Origin of the sequence: Dactylosporangium sp. NPDC049525 (genome assembly GCF_040676755.1) — a bacterium.
GTDB lineage: Bacteria > Actinomycetota > Actinomycetes > Mycobacteriales > Micromonosporaceae > Dactylosporangium.
In genome coordinates, this window is the sequence record NZ_JBFAPO010000023.1 from 87,825 (window position 1) to 109,820 (window position 21,996).

Here is a 21,996-nt window from a genome sequence, read left to right on the forward strand (position 1 = left end):
GACGAGGCAGGAGCCGCCGGTGCTGCCGGGCCGTGGTGCGTCCCAGCACAGAAAACACTCGTGACGGAAGGTGAGACGGTGCGCGACGGTGCGGCCCGCCCTCAGGTGGAGCCACGGCTGCATGGCTCCACGGTCACGGCCGTTGTGCGGCCCGCCCGGACGGTGGCCGGCTGATGGCGCACCCGACCGCCCTGGCCCTCGAATACCACCTGGTGTCCTACCGGCGCACGTGGCGGGCGAGCGTGTTCAGCTCGTTCGCGCTGCCGGCGATGTTCCTGGTCGCGATGGGGATCACCGTCGGGCACTACATCGACGAGCGCTCCACCGCGATCGGCGTGCCCTATCTGGACTATCTCGGCCCCGGGCTGCTGGCCTCGACCGCGTTGCAGGTGGCGGTCGGCGACTCGACGTGGCCGGTGTTCAGCGGGTTCAACTGGACCCGGATCTATCACTCGATGCGGGCGTCGCCGCTCACCGTGGGTGACATGCTGCGCGGCCATCTGCTGTTCGTCACGCTGCGGGTCGGGCTGTCCGCCGCCGGGTTCCTGGTGGTGCTGCTGCTGTTCGGCGCGCTGCACTCGTGGTGGGCGGTGCTCACCCCGCTGGTCAGCGTCCTGCTCGGCGCGGCGTGTGCGGCGCCGTGCTTCGCGTTCGCCGCGCGGGCCGAGAGCGACGGCGCGTTCGCGGTGCTGTTCCGCGTGGCGGTGGTCCCGATGACCCTGTTCGCCGGCGTGTTCTTCCCGGTGGAGAGCCTGCCGGTGCCGGCGCGCCTGCTGGCGTGGGTGTCGCCGCTGTGGCACGGCGTCGAGCTGTCCCGGGCGGCCACCCTCGGCACGGCCACCGCCTGGGGGTTGCCCGCCCACGTCGCGGTCCTCGTCCTGTGGTGCGGGGTCGGCTATGTGCTGGCGCTGCGCTCGTTCACCCGGAAGCTGGGCGACTGATGGTCACCACCCTCATCTTCCCGCGGGCGATGGCCCGCCTCGACCACCGCACCTCCGGCGCCCTGTCCGTCACCGCGCGTAACCTCGCCGCGGCCCGGCACGCCGCGTACTGGTGGGTGCTGCTGTCCGGGTTCGTCGAGCCGCTGCTCTATCTGCTCTCGATCGGCGTCGGGGTGGGGCGGCTCGTCGGGGACATCGCGCTGCCCGACGGGCGGCTCGTGACGTATGCACAGTTCGTGGCGCCGGCAATGCTCGCCGCCTCCGCGATGAACGGCGCGCTCGCCGAGACCACCATGAACTTCTACGGCAAGCTCAAGTTCATGCGCATCTATGATGCGACGCTCGCCACCCCGATCACCCCGATGCAGGTCTCCGTCGGCGAGCTCATCTGGGCGATGTGCCGGGGCGGCGTCTACTCCGCGGTCTTCCTCGTCGTCATGGCCGCGCTCGACCTCACCACCTGGGGCTGGGCGCTCGTGGCGTTGCCGGTGACGCTGCTCGTCGGGTTCGCGTTCGGCGCGCTCGGCATGGGCCTGTCGACGCTGCTGCGCTCCTGGCAGGACTTCGACTACATCAACGTGACCCAGTTCGGGCTGTTCCTGTTCAGCGGCACGTTCTCGCCGCCGTCGGACTTCCCGGCGCCGCTGCAGGTCCTGATCGAGCTGACCCCGCTGTATCACGGAGTCGCCCTCCTGCGGGCGATCACCACCGGGTCGCCGGACTGGACGGTGCTGTGGCACGTGGCGTATCTGCTTGCTCTCGCCGCCGTCGGCCTGACGATGGCCAGCCGCCGGATGGGCATTCTGCTGCTGAAGTAGCCGACGCGACAACCCACGCGCCACGTCGTCTCCTGCGCCGCTGCGTTTCCCGCTCCGCGGCTTTTCCTGTGCGCGGCGTCTCTTGCGCCGCGGTGGCTTCCTGCGTCGCAGCCTTCGCGCCGGCGGCGAGGGCGAGGTGCTGCCGACGAGCATGGGCGGTGCGTGCGTGGCCACCGAGGGGCGTGTCGTCTGATCACGGTCTGACGAGGGCCTGCCGCCGGATGGGCATCCTGCTGCTGAAGCAGCCAGCGCAACGACCCACGGGCCACGGCGCTTCCTGCGTCGCGGCGCCTCCTGCGTGGCGGCCTTCCTGCGTCGCGGCCTTCGTGCTGCTCAACGGCGAGGTGCTGCCGGCGTGCGTGGGCGGTGCGTGCGTGGTCACCGCGGGGTGTGTCGTCTGATCGCGGTCTGACGATGGCCTGCCGCCGGATGGGCATTCTGCTGCTGAAGGGCGTGTCGTCTGATCGTGGGCCTGTCGCCGGTCGCGGCGTGTCATACGGTCACGCGTGCCGTTCGGTCGCGGAGGTGGGGTCATCCGGGCACGGGCGTGACGGGGGGGGGCGTAGCTGGGACGGGGAGCGCTGCCGGGCGGCATGGACGCGGGCGCTCAGGCGTGATCGTGGGTTCAGCTGGGACCGAGGTGCGGCTGCCGGGCGGCACGGGCGTGGGCGCTCAGGCGTGATCGTGGGTTCAGCTGGGTGGGCGAGCCACGGCGGATGCGTGGGATCGTCGTGATGCCCGACCCTGGACGGCGCGGGCATGGCCGGTCTCCTCGCGAGCGACGACACCGTGGATCTTCGCGTCGAGATCGAAGGATGGGAGTGGGTGATTGTCAGGTGCTCCGGACGGTGACCCGCATGGCTGAATTCCGCGCCGGCGCCCGCCCGTTCGCCACGAAACGGACCCGCCCCCGGTGCCGCTTCCCGACGCAACACGGAGCGGAAGTCCGAACGACCACCGGAGCGGTCGCCCGCGCGGCCGGAACCCGCCTCGATCATGCGGCCCTCACGGTCCCGCCGCCGCACCACGAGCTATTTGTCCGCAAAGTACGTGTTTAGCGCGACGGCTATATGCGGCGTGAGCTGGGAAAACCGCGAAACATTCGGAAGTGGGCCAACTTCCGTTGGATTCAGCAAAAGTTTGGTAACGGGGGATAGAAGACCTAGACGCGGCGCTTTGAAGGGCCTAAAGTCTCGACGCAACACGGGTGTAACGCACGGCACACGACCCGGCAACCAGCACCTCAGTGGAGGTGTGGTGGTGTAGCCGCGTGTCGCGGACGCCTGCCTGCGACCAGATGAGGAGGTGCCATTGTGAACACGGTCAGTGCGGTAGACGGTCCGGTTCAGTCGCGCCTGCTCCGCTTGTTGCGGGACACCGGTGCGTTGTCGCGTGCGGAGCTTGCGGATCGCCTGGAGGTGCCGCGGCCGCGGTTGCTCGCGGACCTGGACGCGCTCGTCGCGACCGGGTTGATCCGCGAGGCCGGTCCCGCGGCCAGCCGGGGCGGGCGCAGGTCGACGCTGGTGGAGCTCAACCCCGAGCTGCGGTTCGCCGCGGTGGACCTGGGTGCCAGCTCGATCGACGTCGAGATCACCGACGGGCGGCTGGAGCCGGTGACGGCATATGGCGAGCCCGCCGACATCAGGTCGGGACCGAAGGTGATACTGCAGCGGGTCAACGAGATCCTGCACAAGTTCCGTGCGGAGGGCTCGTTCGAGCGGTTGCACGCCATCGGCATCGGGGTGCCCGGGCCGGTGAGCTTCCGTGACGGGGTGCCGGTCTCGCCGCCGATCATGCCGGGCTGGGACAGGTTCCCGGTGCGTGAGGTGCTGGGGCGCGAGTTCAACTGCCCGGTCGTCGTCGACAACGACGTGAACATCATGAGCATCGGCGAGCGCTACGGCGGCGTCGCGCACTCGGTGGACAACCTGCTGTTCCTGAAGGTGGGGACGGGCATCGGGTGCGGCATCTACCTCAACGGCGAGGTCTACCGGGGCACCGACGGGTGCGCCGGCGACATCGGGCACATCCAGGTCGACAGCCACGGGCCGGTGTGCTCGTGCGGCAACGTCGGCTGCCTGGAGGCCCTGTTCGGCGGCGGTGCACTGGCCCGTGACGCGACGGCGGCGGCCCGCAGCGGTGCCTCGCCGGCACTCGCGGAGCGGCTCAACGCCAACGGCGTCGTGACCGCCAAGGACGTCGCCGACGGCGCGGCCGAGGGCGACGTCACGTGCATCCGTCTCATCCGTGACGGTGGGCGCCGGGTGGGTGGGGTGCTGGCCGGTCTGGTCAGCTTCATCAACCCGTCGATGATCGTGATCGGCGGCGGTCTCGCCGGCCTCGGTCACATCCTGCTCGCGGAGATCCGCAGCGTCGTCTACCGGCGTTCGCTTCCCCTCGCGACCGGCAATCTGCCGGTCGTCCTGTCCGAGCTCGGCCCCCGCGCCGGCGTTGTTGGCGCCGCGGTGCTGGCCAGCGAACTCGCATATGGACGGCCATCATGACAATTTCGGACGAGATCGTCCTCAAACTTACTGATGTGGTGAAAACCTTCCCCGGTGTGCGCGCGCTCGACGGTGTGCAGCTGGAGGTGCGGGCCGGGGAGGTGCACTGCCTTCTCGGACAGAACGGCGCCGGCAAGTCGACGCTGATCAAGGTGCTTTCCGGCGCGCACACCCCGGACTCCGGCGAGATCATGTGGCTGGGTCAGCCGGCCGCGTTCAACAGCCCGCAGACGGCCATGAAGGCCGGCATCGCCACCATCTACCAGGAGCTCGACCTCGTCGACGGGCTCAGCGTCGCCGAGAACATCTACCTCGGCCACGAGCCGCACAGCGGCGGGTTCGTCGCCCGGCGCACCATGCGCCGCGGCGCGGCGGAGATCCTCGGGCGGCTCGGCCACGCGGAGATCCCCGTCGGCCGGGAGGTCGGCAAGCTGCCGGCCGCCGCGAAGCAGATCGTCAGCATGGGCCGGGCGCTGTCCCGCGAGGCCCGGCTGCTCATCATGGACGAGCCGAGCGCCGTGCTCGCCCATGATGAGGTGCAGAACCTGTTCCGCATGGTCCGCGCGCTGACGGCGCAGGGCATCGCGGTCATCTACATCTCCCACCGCATGGAGGAGATCCGCGAGATCGGCGACCGCGTGACGGTGCTCAAGGACGGCCGCACCACCGCGGCCAACCTCGACGCGAAGACCACGCCGACCCGCGAGCTGGTGAGCCGGATGACCGGCCGCACCATCGAATACGTCTTCCCCGAGAAGCCCGAGCCGGCGAGGGTGTTCGACCAGGAGGCGCCGCTGCTCCAGGTCGAGGGCCTGAGCCTGGAGGGCCGGTTCAGCGACATCTCGCTGGCCGTGCACGCCGGGGAGATCGTCGGCATCACTGGGCTGGTCGGCTCCGGCCGGTCCGAGGTGCTGGAGACCATCTTCGGCGCCCGCCGCGCGACCGCCGGCACGGTGGTGGTCGGTGGCAACGCCCTGCGCCGGGGCAGCGTCAACGCCGCGGTGAAGGCCGGCATCGGCATGGCACCCGAGGAGCGCAAGAGCCAGGCGCTGCTGCTCGGCGAGCCGATCTACCGCAACGTCACCCTGGCCGGCTTCACCCGCTTCGCGCGGGTCGGCTTCACCGACTCGGGACGCGAGCGCGCCGAGGCCGAGAAGATCACCCAAGGCCTCGACCTGCGCCCGAACGACGTCCGGCGCCCGGTGCGCACGCTGTCCGGCGGTAACCAGCAGAAGGTCGTCGTCGGCCGCTGGCTGCTGGGCGGCACCAAGCTCCTGCTGCTCGACGAGCCCACCCGGGGCGTCGACGTGGGTGCCCGCGCCGAGCTGTACCAGGTGATCCGCAGACTCGCCGACGAGGGTGTCGGCGTGCTGCTCGTGTCCAGCGAGGTGCCTGAGGTGCTGGGCCTGTCCGACCGCGTGCTCGTCATGCGTGAGGGACGGCTCGTGCGCGAGGCGCCGGCGGACGAACTCGACGAAGACACTGTGCTCGACCTGGTGATGGCCGGCTCGCTGCTCGACGGGGCCGACCTGGCGAGCACCGCCCCCGAAGGGACCGCAGCATGAGCACCGCGACCACACCGTCCGCCGACCCGGTGGAGCTGAGCAAAGGCACGGCGGGAGCATCCGCCGGGCAGGGCTGGTGGCAGCGGGACGGCGCCGACTCCGCCAAGCGCAACCTCGCCCTCATCGGGGTGCTGGTCCTGCTGCTGATCATCGGTGCCGTCACCCGCTCCGACATCTTCCTGGACATCGACCGCCTCTGGTCCAACGAGCTGACCGTGCTGACCCAGGCGTCCAGCATCGGCGTGATCGTGGTCGGCATGACGTTCGTGATGATCAGCGGCGGCATCGACCTGTCGGTCGGCGCGCTGCTGGCCCTCGCCAGTGTCTGGTGCACCACCGTGGCGACCCAGGACCTCGGCCCGGCGGCGATGGTCTTCACCGCGCTCGCTGTCGGCGCGATCGCCGGCCTCGTCAACGGCGCGCTCATCTCCTACGGCAACCTCGTGCCGTTCATCGCGACCCTTGCGATGATGCTGTCGGCCCGCGGCCTCGCCCAGAACATCTCCGGTTCGCACACCCAGATCACCGCGGACCCGTTCATCAAGAGCCTCGCCGGTGACCGGCTGCTCGGGGTGCCGTACATGGTCATCATCTTCCTGGCCGTCACCACGATCGGCTGGGTCCTGCTCAACCGCACCACCTTCGGCCGGCGCACCATCGCGATCGGCGGCAACGCCGAGGCGGCCCGCCTGGCCGGCATCAACGTCCGCCTGCAGACCACGCTGCTCTACGTGCTGTCCGGCGTCTGCTGCGGCATCGCCGCCCTGATGGTCGTGTCCCAGACGACCTCAGGCAGCAACACCCACGGCGACCTGTACGAGCTCAACGCGATCGCCGCAGCGATCATCGGCGGTACCGCGCTCACCGGCGGCCGCGGCACGATCGTCGGCTCGCTGCTCGGCGTGCTGATCTTCACGCAGATCACGAACCTGTTCATCGTCAACAACCTGCAGCTGGACGTCCAGCGGATCATCAACGGCGGCATCATCGTCGTCGCGGTCCTCATCCAGCAGTTCCGGGTCGGTTCCTTCTTCAGAACCCACCTCAAGAGATAGGCACCAAGGTCCCACCCCCATAGGGCACCAGGGCTCCGCAGACACACCGCCGAACACATCACCGCCGTCCAGCCGCGACGGCAGTGCTGATCAACACGCCCAAAATGCAGTAAAACGTACACCCCCACACATCCCACAGACGACCAGGAGGTCGTGATGAGCGCATCCTCGGCTGACATGTCCCGCCGCAAACTTCTCCTCGGTGGGGCGGCGGTCGGCGCCGGCGTACTGCTTGCCGGCTGCACGTCGAACGACACGAAAGACAGCGACAGCGGCGCCACCGTGAAGGACGCCGCCACCTCGCAGGCGCCGGGCAAGGCCGTCACCATCGGCTTCTCCGCCCCGGCTGCCGACCACGGCTGGATCGGCGCCATCACCGCCAACGCCAAGGCGCAGGCGGCCAAGTTCTCCGACGTGACCCTGAAGGTCGTCGACGCCGGTAAGGACGCTCCCGCGCAGATCGCCGCGCTGGACACCCTGATCGGCTCGAAGCCCGACGCGATCGTGCTGCTGCCGCAGGACGGCGCGCAGCTCACCGAGATCGGCAAGAAGGCCACCGCGGCCGGCATCATCGTCATCAACCTCGACCGCGAGTTCTCCGACTCGGCCGCGTCGTTCTCCCTGATCAAGGGCGACAACTACGGCATGGGCATCGCCGCGGGCAAGTTCATCGGCGAGAAGCTCAAGGGCAAGACGGACGCCGTCATCGGCGAGATCCCGGGCATCGACGAGCTCCAGCTGACCAAGGACCGGTCGAAGGGCTTCGCCGACGCGCTCAAGCTCTACGGCCTCACCGTCAAGCACCGGGTCGCGGCGGGCTTCACCGTCGAGTCCGGCCAGAAGGCCGCGGCGAACCTGCTGCAGGCCGCGCCGAAGCTCGACGCCGTGTGGAACCACGACGACGACCAGGGCGTCGGCGTCCTCGCCGCGATCCAGCAGGCGAACCGCAAGGAGTTCTTCATGGTCGGCGGCGCGGGCTCCCGCGACGCGATGGACCACATCAAGGCGGGCGACACGGTGCTCACCTGCACGGTCACCTACCCGCCGTCGATGGCCTCCTCGGCGATCATCCTGGCCCGCCTCGCCGCCCAGGGCAAAGGCATGGGCGACCTGGTCGAGCTGCAGGTGCCGAAGCTGATCGTCCTGCAGTCCGAGACGATCACCAAGGACAACGTCGACAAGTACCTGCCGCTCGGCTTCAAGTCCTAGCAGGTCGTCAGGTAGAGCCAACCACCAGAAAGGAACCGCCAAGTGTCCACTCAGGGCAGCAGCGGGGAGCTGCGCGTCGGCATGGTCGGCTACGCGTTCATGGGCGCCGCGCACTCACAGGCGTGGCGCACCGTGAACCGGGTCTTCGATCTGCCGGCGCGGGCGACCATGGTCGCCGTCTGCGGCCGCGATGGGGCGAAGGTGGCGGAAGCCGCGAGCCGGCTCGGGTGGGCCGAAGCGGTGACCGACTGGCGCGAGCTGATCGCCCGGGACGACATTGACGTCATCGACGTCTGTACCCCGGGCGACAGCCACGCCGAGATCGCCATCGCCGCGCTGGAAGCGGGCAAGCACGTGCTGTGCGAGAAACCCCTCGCCAACACGGTCGACGAGGCACGCGCGATGGTCGCGGCGGCGGTGAAGGCCCGGGCGCTCGGCGTCCGGTCCGCCTGCGGGTTCAACTACCGCCGGGTCCCCGCCGTCTCGCTGATGCGCAACCTCATCGCGGCCGGCCGGCTCGGCGCGATCCGGCACGTCCGGGCCGTCTACCTGCAGGACTGGATCACCGATCCGAACTTCCCGCTCGTCTGGCGGCTCCAGAAGGACAAGGCCGGCTCGGGCGCGCTCGGCGACATCGGCGCGCACATCATCGACCTGACCCAGTTCGTCACCGGCCAGCAGATCACCGGTGTCACGGGCATCACCGAGACGTTCATCAAGGAACGCCCGCTGCCGGAGGCGTCCAGTGGACTGAGCGCCAGCGCCGGTGCGGCGACGGGGGAGGTCACCGTCGACGACGCGGCTGTCTTCGTCGCTCGGCTCTCCGGCGGCGGCCTGGCCACCTACGAGGCGACCCGCTTCGCGACCGGCCGCAAGAACGGCCTCAAGGTCGAGATCAACGGCGAGCTCGGCTCGCTGGTGTTCGACCTGGAGCGGCTCAACGAGCTCGAGTACTACGACGCCACCAGGCCGACCGCCGAGCAGGGCTTCAGCCGCATCCTGGTGACGGAGGGGGAGCACCCCTACGTCGCCGCGTGGTGGCCGCCCGGCCACATCATCGGCTACGAGCACTCCTTCACCCACGAGATGCGGGACTTCATCGAGGCGGTGGCCACCGGACAGGATCCGACGCCGTCGTTCGAGGACGCGCTGCAGGTACAACTCGTGCTTGACGCCGTGGAGAAGTCCGACGCGTCCTGGGTCAGCGTGCTGGCATGAACGACCCTTACGCCCCCACTCCCGCCGACCGGTTCGCGTTCGGGCTCTGGACCGTGGGCTGGCAGGCCCAGGATGTCTTCGGCTCGGCGTCGCGCGCGGCGCTCGACCCGGTCGAGTCCGTGCACCGGCTGGCGGAGCTGGGGGCGTATGGGGTCAGCTTCCACGACGACGACCTGATCCCGTTCGGCAGCGACGACACGGTCCGCGACAAGCTGATCGGTCGCTTCCGGGAAGCCCTCGACACCAGTGGCCTGGTGGTGTCGATGGCGACCACGAACCTGTTCGGGCACCCCATCTTCAAGGACGGCGCGTTCACCGCCAACGACCGCGCCGTCCGCCGGTTCGCCCTGCAGAAGGTCCTGCGCAACATCGACCTGGCCGCCGAGCTCGGCGCGCCGACCTACGTGCTGTGGGGCGGCCGCGAGGGTGCCGAATCCGGTGCCGGCAAACAGATGCGAGCCGCGCTGGACCGGTACCGTGAGGCGATCAACGCCCTGTGCGCGTACATCCGGGAGCGCGGATACGACATCCGCCTCGCGATCGAACCGAAGCCGAACGAGCCCCGCGGCGACATCCTGCTGCCGACGATCGGCCACGCCCTCGCCCTGATCTCGACCCTGGATGAGCCGTCGCGGGTGGGGCTCAACCCGGAGGTCGGGCACGAGGAGATGGCCGGGCTCAACTTCGCCCACGGCATCGCCCAGGCCCTGTGGCACGGCAAGCTGTTCCACATCGACCTCAACGGCCAGCACGGCCCCCGCTTCGACCAGGACCTGCGCTTCGGCGCCGGCAACCTGCGCGGCGCGTTCTGGACCGTCGACGTACTGGAGAACAGCTCCGGCTACCCGACGGCGTACGCGGGGCCAAGGCACTTCGACTACAAGCCGCCACGTACCGAGGACGCCGCGGGAGTGTGGGTCACCGCCGCGGCGTGCATGCGCAACTACCTGATCCTGAAAGACAAGGTCCGCACGTTCCGCGACGACCCCGAGGTCTCCGCGGCACTCGCGGCGGCCCGGGTCGACGAACTGTCGGTGCCGACGCTGATGCCCGGGGAGTCCCTGGACATGCTGCGGGCCGACGAGATCGACGTCGACGCGGTGGCCGCCCGGGGGATGGCCTTCGAACGCCTTGACCAGCTGGCCATGGAACACCTCCTGGGAATCAGGGGATAACGAAGCTTTTCCTCGCCGGCAGCGAGGGCCCTGCCGCGGTTGCGCCCCGCGGCAGGGGAGGCCGGTGGGGAAAGGTCTGTCAGGCCGGCGCGGCACGTGGGTGCCGCGCCGGCGGACAGGCACACAACTGCAGACGACATCATGACGGCGCGACGGCGCGCGCTCACGCCCATCGTGAAGGAACTGTCATGCTCAGAAGTTCAGCCCGGAGATGGTTCGCCGCCGCTACGGCGGGCCTGCTCGCCGCAGCCTCATTCAGCCCGGCGCCCGCCAGCGCCGCCGACGCCCCGTACAAGGTCCTCGTCTTCTCCAAGACCGCCGGCTTCCGCCACTCGTCGATCGGCACCGGCATCGCGGCTGTCCAGTCGCTCGGTGCCGCCAACAACTTCACCGTCACCGCCACCGAGGACGCCGCCGCGTTCACCACCGCAAACCTGGCCCAGTACCAGACGGTGGTGTTCATGTCGACGACCGGCGACGTGCTCAACGACGCCCAGCAGACCGCCTTCGAGTCCTACATCCGGGGCGGCGGCGGGTACGTCGGCGTGCACGCCGCGGCCGACACCGAGTACAGCTGGCCGTTCTACGGCACGCTCGTCGGTGCCTGGTTCTCCTCGCACCCGGCGATCCAGCAGGCCAGCGTGAACGTCGAGGACCGCAGCCACCCGGCCACGGCCCACCTCGCCGCCACCTGGACCCGCACCGACGAGTGGTACAACTACCAGACCAACCCGCGGGCCACGGCACACGTGCTGGCCTCGCTGAACGAGTCGTCGTACTCGGGTGGCACGATGAGCGGCGACCACCCGATCACCTGGTGCAAGACCATCGACAACGGACGGTCGTTCTACACCGGCTTCGGGCACACCGAGGAGAGCTACGCCGACGCGAACTTCAGGAACCTGTTGCTGGGTGCCCTGCGGTACACCGCGAAGCGCGTCGACGGCAACTGCGCGGCGCCGGTCGTCCCGTCCGGCAGCGTCTACCAGGGCGAGGCGTGGTCCTCCCAGTCTGGCGTCCAGGTCGCGAACCACACACCCGCCGTCGGTGGCAAGACCGCCGGCTACATCGACAACAACGACTGGGTCGCGTTCAACGGCGTCAACCTCGCCAACGTCACCGGCGTCACCGTGCGCACCTCGTCGGCAGGCGCCGGCGGCACCGTCGAACTGCGCGCCGGCTCCAACACCGGCACCCTGCTCGGCAGCGTCGCGGTCGCCAACACCGGCAGCTGGGACACCTTCCGCGACGCCTTCACACCCCTGGCGACCAGCACCAACACCACTCTGTACCTGGTCTTCAAGGGCACCGGCAGCTCCCTGTTCGACCTCGACCAGATCACCCTGACCCGCGCCGCCACCACCCGCCAGGGCGAGGCCTGGTCGTCCAACAGCGGCCTGCAGGTCGCCGCGCACGGCCCCGCCACCGGCGGGCAGACGGCCGGCTTCATCGACAACAACGACTGGGCGGCGTACACCGGAGTCACGCTCTCCAACGTCGCCGGCGCCCGGATCAAATGGTCCTCGGCCGGCGCCGGCGGCACGGTCGAGTTCCGGGCCGGCTCGTCGACCGGCGCGCTGCTCGGCAGCGTCGCGGTCGCCAACACCGGCAGCTGGGACACGTTCCGCACCGCGGCGATCCCGCTGAGCACCAACGCCTCGACCACGGTGGTCCTGGTGTTCCACGGCGGCAGCGGATCGCTCTTCGACGTCGACGAGTTCACGTTGTTCAACGCCTGATCTTCAGCCGTGGGCCTGCCTCCCACGGCTGAACAGACGGGTGGCGGGGTCGCGACGCCGACCGGCCCCGCCGTCCGGGCCCCGTCCGCTCGGATGCACCACAGCACCTGCCACAACGTCCCGGGTGGTGACGCCGACTCCCCCCGTGGCCGGGCAGGTGCGATCCGGGCGGACGGGTCGCCTTTTTTGCAGCTTGTACTGGTGGGAGCTCGTTCTTAAAATGGGTTCTGCACCTGGTCGGCCCTTGGACAGGTGCGGGTGGGAGGCGCAACCCACCCGCGCCGTGCATTGTGTTCATCGGCCCGCCGTCCCGTTCGCAGGTCTCCCTCGCGCCTGAACCCACAGTGCTCAATCACCGCCGTAGCACCGGAGGAACAGCATGGCGCGTCCGATCACGCTCTTCACCGGCCAGTGGGCCGACCTGCCCTTCGAGGAGGTCTGTCGCCTGGCATCGGAATGGGGCTATGACGGCCTCGAGATCGCCTGCTGGGGCGATCACTTCGAGGTCGACAAGGCCCTCTCCGACGAGTCCTACGTGGACCGCAAACTGGAGACCCTGGCCAAGCACAACCTGAAGGTCTTCGCGATCTCCAACCACCTGGTCGGCCAGGCCGTCTGCGACCACCCGATCGACCAGCGTCACCAGGGCATCCTGCCCGCCCGCATCTGGGGCGACGGCGAAGCCGAAGGCGTCCGCCAGCGGGCCGCCGAGGAGATCAAGGACACCGCCCGCGCCGCCCGCAAGCTCGGCGTCGACGTGGTGATCGGCTTCACCGGCTCGTCGATCTGGCACACCCTGGCCATGTTCCCGCCGGTGCCGCCGCAGATGATCGAGGACGGCTACCAGGACTTCGCCGACCGGTGGAACCCGATCCTCGACGTCTTCGACGAGGTCGGCGTCCGCTTCGCGCACGAGGTGCACCCCAGCGAGATCGCCTACGACTACTGGACCACCAAGCGCACCCTCGAGGCGATCGGCAACCGGCCCGCGTTCGGCCTCAACTGGGACCCGTCACACTTCGTGTGGCAGGAGCTCGACCCGGTGAACTTCATCTTCGACTTCGCCGACCGGATCTACCACGTCGACTGCAAGGACGCGAAGGTCCGCACCGGCGACGGCCGCCGCGGCCGGCTCGCCTCCCACCTGCCCTGGGCCGACATGCGCCGCGGCTGGGACTTCGTCTCCACCGGCCACGGCGACGTGCCCTGGGAGGACTGCTTCCGGGCGCTCAACGCCATCGGGTACAGCGGACCGATCTCCATCGAGTGGGAGGACGCCGGCATGGACCGGCTCATCGGCGCCCCCGAGGCGCTGGCTTTCGTGCGCCGGCTCGCCTTCGACGCCCCCGCGGCCGCGTTCGACGCCGCGTTCTCGTCCTCGTCCTGACGCGTTCCCGTGTCCTGACACACGCTTGAAAGGCCGGCCCGTTGCGGGCCGGCCTTTCGGGCTCAGTGCGCGCGCCCTTACGGGCGTGGTGCGCGCTTAGAAGCTGGTGCCGCCACTGGGCGTGGTCGTCGACTTCGACGGCCCCGTCGTGGCCAGGACGTCACGCTCGATGGCCGGCGTCTCCGACGAACCCATCAGCCGCTGTCCGAGGTCGCTCTCAGCGAACCGGCTGTTGGCCAGCTTGTCGGTCACCTTGGTCTTGCCCTCGCTGTAGAGCCGCGTCGCCTGCTCCTGGACGACCCCGGCGGCTTCCTGCACCGTCGGGCTCTCCTTGATCTTCTGAGCAGTAGCCTTGAGCTCTTCGTACTTCTCCCGACCAGCCCGGGCACCGAGCACAAAGCCCGCGGCCAGTCCTCCGAGGAACAGCAGCTTGCCGCGCATCGCGACTACCTCCTTCTACCCGGCGCTGGTCATCGTTGCCTTGCGCGCCGGCTACCCATGAGTTACCCGCTCATCGTCGCTCCGACACATCGACACCGCGACGTTTTAGCGAGATCTGGCACACGATGAGGTGGTCTCTCCCACGCAGCACCCAACCCGCTGGCGCGGAGCCCCCTCTTCGTGCTGTACTCTTTCCCGGTCGCCCTGATACGGCGGCATCGCGAGACCCGCAATCCCGCGTAGCTCAATTGGCAGAGCAGCCGGCTGTTAACCGGCAGGTTATAGGTTCGAGTCCTATCGCGGGAGCTCCAAACGGCCCCTTACCGGGGCCATTTTCACGCCCGGACCCGTTTCCGGGCGGCGTCCCGGTTGCGCAGGTCGGTAAGCTTGCGACGCTCGGGGCGGTAGCTCAGCGGGTTAGAGCAGGGGACTCATAATCCCTCGGTCGCGGGTTCGAGTCCCGCCCGCCCCACCGACCTGGGTCGACCCTGCTCGCTTGCCCTCCGGTCCGCTCACCATGGGTCGGTGGATTCCCCGCGCACGGCTTCGCCGCGCTCCCCAGTGGGGGAGCTTCGCTCCACCCGCACCCCCTCAAGACCGTGCCGGGGGTGCTCTTGTCGCCTTCGGGGGCTGGGTGTGCCTGTCGTGAGCGGCTGGGCTTCGACGATGATCGACCGGTTCGCATGGTGCATCGTGCGCTCCACAAAACCGCTGGTCAGAGGCTCGGCCGGAACGGTCTGACGAGCCGGAACGGCCCGGTACGGCAGCGAAGTACAGCAGTAGGCCGTCAGCCTAGGCTCTCGCCGAGGCGTTTGAGCGGCCGGTTCCTCATCGAGCAGCCAGACGAGACCCTGCGCGAGGACGCCAGCGAGGTACTACGGGCCTGGGCTGAAACTCTGCCCGTACCAGTCGAGGCGAAATACCGACCAGAACAGCGGGGATAATGTCCGATCCGGCACACATGCTTGACACTCGCGTCCCACCAGATGCTTGACATGATCAGGTGGCTACGGCCTTTCGCTGGATGGGGTTCATAGGCCACGTCAATCCCCTCGGCGACGACTCGCTCGCGGGTCCGGCCATCGCGATGTCAGTTGTTCGTGCTCGGTGATCAGTTCGTCGCGGCTGAGGCCGCCGCCGTAGACAGAGCCCCACACCAGGTCTTCGAAGCGCAGGTAGTCCTGCTCCATCGGGGTCAGGTCGTCCTCGGGACCCAGCACCCAACCTTTCTCCGGTGCGCGGATCAGGGTGGCGGCACTGTTGTCGGCGAAGTGGCTCCAGAGGTCGTAGTCTCCGAACGCCGGATCGTGTGGGTCGATGACCGGCCGGATCTCCCGCCCGGAGGGGTAACCGAGTGCGACAAACAACGCCAGCACTTTGTCCTCCCTGAATGGCGATTCGTCCCAGGTGCCGTGGACGACGGCTGAGATGGTCGCCAGCACCGGGGCCCGTCCGGCCTCGTGGGCCCATGCCTCGAACGCTTCGACGGCACGGCGTGGTTCGACCCGTCCGGGCCGGCCGTCCAGGTGCTGGTATCCACAGTTCTCGTTGGTGTTGGGCAGGTGCATGGACACGGCCACACCTGCGGGAGTGCGGGCTTCCAGATCGCGCACACGCTCTCGGACACCCACCCCGCCAGCACCGGAGCTGCGGTCGTGACGGCCAACTCCTGGACGCCTGTTGCCAACCGCAGCCGTTCTCTGTCGAACGGGTGCACACCGATCCGCTGCCGGCCGTCGCCCAGGTCGTGCAGGCCCAGCCCTGGCCGGTTGCCGAACATCGGGACGTGGGTGACACGTCCGGCTAAATCTAGACGATCATGCGATCGGAGGGTGTGGATCGCTGCCAGGCTGCCGGCGTGCATCGAGCCATTCACGGTGGTTCCACAACACCGGCATAGCACCCACTGGTTCGAACGCGATCTGCGGATCGTCGCTCTGAACCAGGCACAGCATCCGGTGACCGATCAACGCCGCCGACCGGGCCTGCCCGGCAATGATGTCCAAGACCTCGGCGGCGCACCGACGATCTGCCTCAGCAAAGGCCTGGTAGCCGGTGAAGGCGATGAGGAGACCAGTTGCTTCCCGTGTGGTGCCGTACTGGTAGGCGACGACATCCCGCAGGCAGTCGTTGAGCGCGTCGAGGTTGTGTCCGTAGTAGTCGGGAAAGTCCAGAGCACTGGCAACGTCACGATGCATGTCTGCTTCCGTCGCCCAGCGTCGCGCGTCGAGATACACGATCGTGTACCCATGGCCAGCCAGCCATTGAACGGCCTCATCGAAGACGCTGGGACGCCAGAACAGCGTCACGAACGTGTTGGCCATCAACCAGTAGTCAAGCCGCTGAGCATCAGCATCAGCATCAAACGCGGTCACCGCCACACGATAGGCGGACTGGGCCGATACAACCTACCGATCTTGTCACCTAGGTCCTGATACCGATGTGTCACGGGGGTGGTAAAGCGGGACCTGGTATTGCTTGGCGCCTTCGAGGAGTCCTTGCAGGGTGGTCTCGGCTGCCGCGACCATCGGGGGAATCACCTCATCCGTTACGGCCCGTTGCGGCCGACGTCGTTGTCTGGAGCAGGTTGATGACGGGAGAACGCTTGAAACCTGTGAATGGGCTTGGGCAGGGCGTAGCTCCCACGTAGTCCGAGTGAAGGAATCAAGCAGACCGACGCGCCAATGCGGTCGGAAGGTACGCCCGTGCTCACCGTAGTCACTGAGCGCATTGACACCAGCGATCAAGTCGTGCGCCTACCGCGTGAGCTGGCCAAACGTCGGGTCAACGAGACGCCAGCAATCATGATCGTGCGGTTCGCATGGTGCATCGTGCGCTCCATAGGTGCGCTCACCTGCGCGTTCGTGCTGAGCGGACGATGCACTACGCGAATCGACCCTCAGGGATCGCCAGGATCACGGGTGGATGACCACCGTACGACGATCAGCCCGGTGATGTAGTAACCGTCTTCGTCAACGCGAGTTGCGACGTCGAGTCCGACGGAGGTTGCCGTAATGCGTAGCCAGTGGGCCTCCCAGTAGTGGTAGCGCAGGTCACGCAGCCAGGTTTCATTGATCACGGCATTACGCAGTGGTGTCTGTGGCTGGGACCGAAGCTCCCGGACCGGTCATGCGTCCTCCGCTCCGCTCCGGCCGGCCGACGAGGATCGACGCTCATCCGGCAACTCGGCCGAGGCGGGTTGCTGCTCAGGGCCGACGGTCGGTTCGGCCTTCGGCCGTCCCTTGTGGATGTCCCAGGTGTCGCGGGCGATGATCTGGATGATGCCGGCGACGGGGATGGCGAGCAGCGCGCCGAGGAGGCCGGCGAGTTCCACCGCGAGCAGGATCGCCACCAGGACGGTCAACGGGTTGAGCTGCACCGTGCGGGAGAAGATGAACGGTTGCAGGAGGTGGTTCTCCAGCTGTTGGTACACGATGAAGAACACCAGGGTGATCACGCCGGCGGTCACCGACTCGGTGAAGGCCGCAACGACGCCGACGACCGCGCCCAGGGTCGCACCGACGAGCGGGATCAGGTCCGCCAGCGCGACGAACAACGCGATCAGGCCGGCGAACGGCACCCTCAGCACCGTGAGGACGAGGAATGTGAGCAGGCCGCAGATGACGCTGATGAGCAGGTTCCCGGTGATGTACCCGGTGACCGTCCGGGCACAGTCGCGGCCGACCCGGCGGATGCGGTCGGCGCGCCGGGCGTCGAACAGGGCCAGGAAACCGTCGACGACCTTCGGTGCCTCCAGCACCATGAGGTAGGACAGCACGAAGATCGTGACGGTGCCGGCGATCCCGGTCGCCGTACCGCGGAGCAGGTCGAGGGTCGACGCGCCCAGCCCGGACAGGTATCCGCGGATCTGGTCGGTGTGGCTGCGGACGTACTCGATCACGTGGAAGCGCTCGGCGAAGCCACCGATCGGCCCGCGGCCCGCACGGATGTCGGCCAACGCCTTGGGCAGCTCGGTGGCGAGCTGGGTGCCCTCCCGGACCAGGGGGATGACCATGACCGCGATGAGGCCGCCGATGAGCGCGAACGCCACCACGAAGACGATGAGGGTCGCCAGCCAGCGCCTGCACCACCGTGCCCTGCTCTCCAGCCAGGTGACCGCCGGGTCCAGCGCCACGGCGAAGAAACCCGCGATGACGATCCAGGTGATCGCCTGGCGCACCTCGTACACGAGCGACAACAGCAGCGCGGTGGTCAGCACCAGTGCGACGACGACCAGCGTGTACCGCGCGACTGTCCGATTGTCCACACCCGCCACGAGGGCCGCGCTACCCTCCAGATCGTTCCGCAAACGGCACCCCATGGCGCGTGCCAGCAGCGATAATGGGACGTATCAGGAGCGGGCAAAGATGCCGCTGGGGTGGCTGCTACAGACAGCACCGGCCGATCACATCGACTGGCAACGCGGCACCGGCGAGCGTCACGGCGCGGTTCGCATGGTGCATCGTCCGCTCCACAGGCTTGGGCGCTCCCTGCTCGCGGGTCCCTTCGGGAACCCGCTCGCCGGGGCGCCTGTCATTCCCCGCGCAGGCTTCGCCTGCTCCCCGGTGGGGGAGCTTCGCTCCACCCACACCCCCTCAAGACCGTGCCCGGGGTGCTCTTGTCGCGTCGGGTGCTGGGTGTGCCTGTCGTGAGCGGCTGGCCTTCGATGATGATCGACCGGTTCGCATGGTGCATCGTGTGCTCCGCAGGCTTGGGCGCACCCTGCTCGCGCGTCCGTTCGGGACGGCTCGCCGGGGCGCCTGTCATTCTCCGCGCAGGCCCCGCCTGCTCCGCCACTGGGGGAGCTGCGCTCCACCCACACCCCTCAAACCCGTCCCGGGTGGGACTTGTCTTCTCGCCTCGGGCGGGCGGGGGCGCTACCTCGTGCTGCCTCGCGATGGAGTTTCGGCTTTCCCCTGCCCTCCTGCTTGCCCCCAGCTCTGTCCTGTTGTCCTCGCCTGGTCTCAGCCTAGTTCCGGGGTACGACAGTTCTGCCGGGACCGGGCAGTCGCCGGGTGTCGTGTGCGCAGGCTGCGGGTGGCATTCTGGCGCCCGTGACGTGTGACATCTGCGGGCGTGACATGGAGGGTGCTGCTGCGGATGGGGGCTCTGATGGGCGGTACGTCTGGTGGGTCTGTGGCTGGTGCCTCGCCACGGCTGTCGAGGCGGAGGGGGAGGGGCTCGGCCGGCCCTGCTACATGCCGGTCCATCAACGCTGGGCGCTTGCCAGGGACGCGCTGAGCGACGTGCATGCCATTGTCACCATTGGTCGGTCGCTCTGCGGTCGCTCCCTTGACGGCATGGAAGGGTCAGGCCGCTCGTGGAGCCCGGCCGACCCGGATGCTTGCGCTCGGTGTGCGGAGCTGGCCCACGTCGTCGACGGCCGTTGGCCGCACGACAAGCGGGGCCGTCGTTGGCGGGCGAGCGCCTTTTGAAGCAGTCATGGTCGGTTCGGTGAGTGTGCGAGGCAGGTGCTCGCGGCCAACGACAGCAAGGAGTCGAACCGCGTCACGTTCCACAACTACTGCGCCTGAGCGACGCGGTTTCTCCGCGTCGATGGTCTAGGTGATGACGGTGACCGGGGTGGACTTCGCCGACTCGCCGGCGGAGTTCAGCGCGCTCACCTCGAAGGTGTGCTCGCCGGCGGCGAGGTTCGCGGCCAGGTACGCAGGTCCGTAGCTCCAGGCGATCCAGCCCCCGTCGCAGTACAGGGCCTGGATTCGCCGGCGGTGTCGACCGCCGGCACCGCGTATGCGTGCGAGCTGCCGGGTGCCAGCCGCACCGAGTGGCTGGTGGTTTCGGACGGGGCCAGGTCGGCTGGCGGGACCGGGACGGTGGTGCGGCTGTCCGGGCCGGCGAGCATGAGGTCGTCGGCCGCGAACAGTGCCTGGGCGTACCAGCCGTGCACGTACACCCGGACGTCCGTCGTCGCCGGGCCGGTGGTGAAGGTGACTGACAGCCGGGTCCACTGGCTGCTCGGCGGCGACCAGGTCCCGCCGTACTCGGTGCCGAGGAAGGCGTATCCGCCGCGGACCCATCCGGAAAGGGGTAGCGGGAACCGGGTCGCACCGGGACGGCCTGCGCGCACTCAGCGGTCGACGTCAGTGTCGGGGTACCGGTCAGCGAGTACTGACCCGAGTGCCCGCCCCAGCCGACGGTCGCGTCAGCGGCGCAGGTCCAGCGGGCAAGCGGGCGGCTGTAGACCGCCGAATAGTGGATGTCAATGCGAGGGGACGGTTCGGCTTGGCGTAGCGAACACTTTTCGGGCCTCCGGCGAACTACGGGTGTGATGCAACTGTGGACGACGTGGAGGAGGCGGACTTGATCGTGGTGACGCAGCCCGGCACGGCGCAAGGGCCGGACGCTGACGCCGACCTCATCGAGCAGGCGAAACGGGCGCCCGAACGGTTCACCGCCGTGTTCGACCGGCACTACCGGCAGATCTACGCGTACGCGGCCCGCCGCCTCGGTCCCGACCTGGCCGAAGACGTCGCGTCGGAGACGTTCCTGATCGCGTTCGACCGCCGGCACACCTACGACAGTGCGCGTGCTGACGTGCGGGCATGGCTGTACGGCATCGCGTCCAATCTCATCGCCCGCCATGCGCGGGCCGAGACGCGCCGTTACAAGGCCCTGGCCAAGGTCGCCGGTGCGCCGGATGCGGGTGACCACGCCGACGCCGTCGCCGGGCGGCTCGACGCGATGGCGGTGCGCGGGCGGCTCGCCGACGCGTTACGGCGGCTGCCCGAGCCCGTCCGGGCCGTGTTGCTGCTCGTGGCGTGGGCGGGGCTCAACCAGCAGCAGGCCGCGGCGGCGCTCGACATTCCCGCCGGCACGGCCAGGTCCCGGTTGCACCGGGCCCGTCAGGAGATGCGGCAGGCGCTCGGCGCCGAGATCGAGATGAGCGAGTGATGGACGAGATCAGTGTGCTGCATGAGGCGTTCGGTGCCGACGAGGTTCCCAACCAGGCAGTGGAAGACCGGGCCCGCGCGGCCCTTCAGCAGCGGATGTCGGCGAAGGAGCAGCGAGTGACCAGCATGGACCGGCGCCGCCGGAACCGGTTCGCGATCACCGCCGGGGTCGCGGTGGCGGCCGCCGCCGCGGTGGTGGCCACCGTCGCGGTCGTGGTGACGGGAGGCGCCGGGGTGACGGGAGGCGTCGACCACGGGCCGGCGCCGATCGCCGAGCCCACGCTGGGCTCGCCGGCGAAGGGGGTCCTGCCGTTCGCCCGCCCGGCCAGCGCCGCCGAGTACCTGGAGAACGCCGCCTGGACGGCCGAGCGCAGGCCGTGGACGGACCCGCGGCCCGGCCAGTTCATGTACATCGAGACGCTCGAGCTGCGCAACAAGCCGGCCTACGAGAACCAGCACCCGAACGATCCGATCAGGCCCGACCTGAGCGAGAACCGCAAGATCCAGGAGTGGTGGAGCGTCGACGGGCAGACCAGGGCCGGCTACCGCAACGGCCGGCTGGTGGTGACGAAGCGCGGGGAGGGCGGCGAGTACTGGGACCGGATCGCCTGGTCGACGATCACCGCGATGACCAGCCCGGACAAGGTTCCGGACGGGGTGCCCGGGCCCGGCTCGATGGGCGTCGTGCTGGACGCGTTCATCGGCCAGTACGTGGTGCCGCCGAACGTGCAGGCGGCGATCTTCCGGCACCTGGCGCAGGCGCCCGGGATGACGGTCAACCCCGACGCGGTGAACATCGACGGCCGCCCGGCGGTCGGTCTCGGCCGGATCATCGAGGGCTACCTGTCGCAGGAGCTGCTGTTCGACAAGCAGACCTACCAGTTCATCGGCGAGCGGATGGTCGCGATCAAGGATCACGTGACCCACGGCGACGACGGCGACAACGTCAGCCACCGTGGCGACGTCTACCGCCAGGTCATCTACGCGAAGATGATCATTGTGGACCGGCCCGGCGACACGCAGTAGTCAGGTC

The 21,996-nt window shown here is 68.9% G+C and carries 18 protein-coding genes and 2 tRNA genes; 14 read left to right on the plus strand and 6 right to left on the minus strand.

Annotated features, from left to right (window positions below; all coding sequences use genetic code 11):
* Nucleotides 1-173 precede the first annotated feature (173 nt).
* From AB0K00_RS29465 to AB0K00_RS29510, 10 genes are all read left to right on the plus strand, one after another.
* The gene (locus AB0K00_RS29465) at nt 174-941 is read left to right on the plus strand and encodes an ABC transporter permease (protein WP_363526485.1); all 768 of its coding nucleotides are present in this window, start codon (nt 174-176) and stop codon (nt 939-941) included.
* Nucleotides 941-1,759, plus strand: coding sequence for an ABC transporter permease (locus AB0K00_RS29470; protein WP_363526487.1), 819 nt, complete (start codon nt 941-943; stop codon nt 1,757-1,759). Before AB0K00_RS29465 ends, AB0K00_RS29470 begins: the two co-directional genes overlap by 1 nt.
* A 1,313-nt stretch (nt 1,760-3,072) precedes the next feature.
* Nucleotides 3,073-4,263 carry an ROK family transcriptional regulator gene (locus tag AB0K00_RS29475; RefSeq protein WP_327008837.1) on the plus strand — a complete coding sequence of 397 codons (1,191 nt, stop codon included), beginning with the start codon at nt 3,073-3,075 and terminating at the stop codon, nt 4,261-4,263.
* A complete protein-coding gene (locus tag AB0K00_RS29480; RefSeq protein WP_363526490.1) occupies nt 4,260-5,828 on the plus strand; it encodes a sugar ABC transporter ATP-binding protein in 1,569 nt (522 codons plus the stop codon). The genes AB0K00_RS29475 and AB0K00_RS29480 overlap by 4 nt, the downstream gene beginning before the upstream one ends.
* On the plus strand, nt 5,825-6,883 hold the full coding sequence (locus AB0K00_RS29485; protein ID WP_363526493.1) for an ABC transporter permease: 1,059 nt from the start codon (nt 5,825-5,827) through the stop codon (nt 6,881-6,883). Before AB0K00_RS29480 ends, AB0K00_RS29485 begins: the two co-directional genes overlap by 4 nt.
* A 156-nt stretch (nt 6,884-7,039) precedes the next feature.
* A complete protein-coding gene (locus AB0K00_RS29490) occupies nt 7,040-8,092 on the plus strand; it encodes a substrate-binding domain-containing protein (protein ID WP_363526496.1) in 1,053 nt (350 codons plus the stop codon).
* Nucleotides 8,093-8,173: 81 nt separating this feature from the next.
* Nucleotides 8,174-9,310: a Gfo/Idh/MocA family oxidoreductase gene (locus tag AB0K00_RS29495; protein WP_363526676.1), complete on the plus strand. Its 1,137-nt coding sequence runs from the start codon at nt 8,174-8,176 to the stop codon at nt 9,308-9,310.
* Nucleotides 9,307-10,485: a xylose isomerase gene (gene xylA / locus AB0K00_RS29500; RefSeq protein WP_363526498.1), complete on the plus strand. Its 1,179-nt coding sequence runs from the start codon at nt 9,307-9,309 to the stop codon at nt 10,483-10,485. The genes AB0K00_RS29495 and xylA overlap by 4 nt, the downstream gene beginning before the upstream one ends.
* Before the next feature lie 188 nt (nt 10,486-10,673).
* The gene (locus tag AB0K00_RS29505; protein ID WP_363526501.1) at nt 10,674-12,224 is read left to right on the plus strand and encodes a ThuA domain-containing protein; all 1,551 of its coding nucleotides are present in this window, start codon (nt 10,674-10,676) and stop codon (nt 12,222-12,224) included.
* Between the two features lie 379 nt (nt 12,225-12,603).
* On the plus strand, nt 12,604-13,611 hold the full coding sequence (locus tag AB0K00_RS29510) for a sugar phosphate isomerase/epimerase family protein (protein WP_363526504.1): 1,008 nt from the start codon (nt 12,604-12,606) through the stop codon (nt 13,609-13,611).
* Nucleotides 13,612-13,707: 96 nt separating this feature from the next.
* Here the strand turns inward: AB0K00_RS29510 and AB0K00_RS29515 are convergent, their stop codons facing one another.
* Nucleotides 13,708-14,052 (minus strand): hypothetical protein, encoded by a 345-nt coding sequence (locus AB0K00_RS29515; protein ID WP_363526507.1) that lies wholly within the window; start codon nt 14,050-14,052, stop codon nt 13,708-13,710.
* A gap of 233 nt (nt 14,053-14,285) precedes the next feature.
* Between AB0K00_RS29515 and AB0K00_RS29520 the strand changes: the two genes are divergently transcribed.
* A tRNA-Asn gene (locus tag AB0K00_RS29520) sits at nt 14,286-14,358 on the plus strand.
* Nucleotides 14,359-14,450: 92 nt separating this feature from the next.
* Nucleotides 14,451-14,524, plus strand: a tRNA-Ile gene (locus AB0K00_RS29525).
* Between the two features lie 571 nt (nt 14,525-15,095).
* Here AB0K00_RS29525 and AB0K00_RS29530 read toward each other — a convergent pair.
* The 5 genes from AB0K00_RS29530 to AB0K00_RS29550 form a co-directional block, all read right to left on the minus strand.
* On the minus strand, nt 15,096-15,626 hold the full coding sequence (locus AB0K00_RS29530) for a hypothetical protein (RefSeq protein WP_363526510.1): 531 nt from the start codon (nt 15,624-15,626) through the stop codon (nt 15,096-15,098).
* A 243-nt stretch (nt 15,627-15,869) separates the two neighbouring features.
* Nucleotides 15,870-16,376 (minus strand): barstar family protein, encoded by a 507-nt coding sequence (locus AB0K00_RS29535; protein ID WP_363526679.1) that lies wholly within the window; start codon nt 16,374-16,376, stop codon nt 15,870-15,872.
* A 575-nt stretch (nt 16,377-16,951) separates the two neighbouring features.
* A complete protein-coding gene (locus tag AB0K00_RS29540; protein WP_363526513.1) occupies nt 16,952-17,131 on the minus strand; it encodes a hypothetical protein in 180 nt (59 codons plus the stop codon).
* A 48-nt stretch (nt 17,132-17,179) separates the two neighbouring features.
* Nucleotides 17,180-18,319 (minus strand): AI-2E family transporter, encoded by a 1,140-nt coding sequence (locus tag AB0K00_RS29545; protein WP_363526516.1) that lies wholly within the window; start codon nt 18,317-18,319, stop codon nt 17,180-17,182.
* A 1,353-nt stretch (nt 18,320-19,672) separates the two neighbouring features.
* Nucleotides 19,673-20,140: a hypothetical protein gene (locus AB0K00_RS29550; protein ID WP_363526518.1), complete on the minus strand. Its 468-nt coding sequence runs from the start codon at nt 20,138-20,140 to the stop codon at nt 19,673-19,675.
* Between the two features lie 209 nt (nt 20,141-20,349).
* On the opposite strand from AB0K00_RS29550, the gene AB0K00_RS29555 reads away from it, so the two are divergent.
* Nucleotides 20,350-20,964: an RNA polymerase sigma factor gene (locus tag AB0K00_RS29555; RefSeq protein ID WP_363526520.1), complete on the plus strand. Its 615-nt coding sequence runs from the start codon at nt 20,350-20,352 to the stop codon at nt 20,962-20,964.
* Complete coding sequence (locus tag AB0K00_RS29560; RefSeq protein WP_363526523.1) at nt 20,964-21,989, plus strand: hypothetical protein; 1,026 nt, start codon at nt 20,964-20,966, stop codon at nt 21,987-21,989. The genes AB0K00_RS29555 and AB0K00_RS29560 overlap by 1 nt, the downstream gene beginning before the upstream one ends.
* The last annotated feature ends 7 nt before the right edge of the window (nt 21,990-21,996 follow it).

What these genes read in the sequence shown, in the direction of transcription:
- AB0K00_RS29515 (WP_363526507.1), bottom strand. Translation starts at nt 14,052, where the DNA reads ATGCGCGGCAAGCTGCTGTTCCTCGGAGGACTGGCCGCGGGCTTTGTG.
- AB0K00_RS29495 (WP_363526676.1), top strand. Translation starts at nt 8,174, where the DNA reads ATGGTCGGCTACGCGTTCATGGGCGCCGCGCACTCACAGGCGTGGCGC.
- AB0K00_RS29490 (WP_363526496.1), top strand. Translation starts at nt 7,040, where the DNA reads ATGAGCGCATCCTCGGCTGACATGTCCCGCCGCAAACTTCTCCTCGGT.
- AB0K00_RS29505 (WP_363526501.1), top strand. Translation starts at nt 10,674, where the DNA reads ATGCTCAGAAGTTCAGCCCGGAGATGGTTCGCCGCCGCTACGGCGGGC.
- xylA (WP_363526498.1), top strand. Translation starts at nt 9,307, where the DNA reads ATGAACGACCCTTACGCCCCCACTCCCGCCGACCGGTTCGCGTTCGGG.
- AB0K00_RS29485 (WP_363526493.1), top strand. Translation starts at nt 5,825, where the DNA reads ATGAGCACCGCGACCACACCGTCCGCCGACCCGGTGGAGCTGAGCAAA.
- AB0K00_RS29510 (WP_363526504.1), top strand. Translation starts at nt 12,604, where the DNA reads ATGGCGCGTCCGATCACGCTCTTCACCGGCCAGTGGGCCGACCTGCCC.
- AB0K00_RS29535 (WP_363526679.1), bottom strand. Translation starts at nt 16,376, where the DNA reads ATGGCCAACACGTTCGTGACGCTGTTCTGGCGTCCCAGCGTCTTCGAT.
- AB0K00_RS29465 (WP_363526485.1), top strand. Translation starts at nt 174, where the DNA reads ATGGCGCACCCGACCGCCCTGGCCCTCGAATACCACCTGGTGTCCTAC.
- AB0K00_RS29560 (WP_363526523.1), top strand. Translation starts at nt 20,964, where the DNA reads ATGGACGAGATCAGTGTGCTGCATGAGGCGTTCGGTGCCGACGAGGTT.
- AB0K00_RS29470 (WP_363526487.1), top strand. Translation starts at nt 941, where the DNA reads ATGGTCACCACCCTCATCTTCCCGCGGGCGATGGCCCGCCTCGACCAC.
- AB0K00_RS29480 (WP_363526490.1), top strand. Translation starts at nt 4,260, where the DNA reads ATGACAATTTCGGACGAGATCGTCCTCAAACTTACTGATGTGGTGAAA.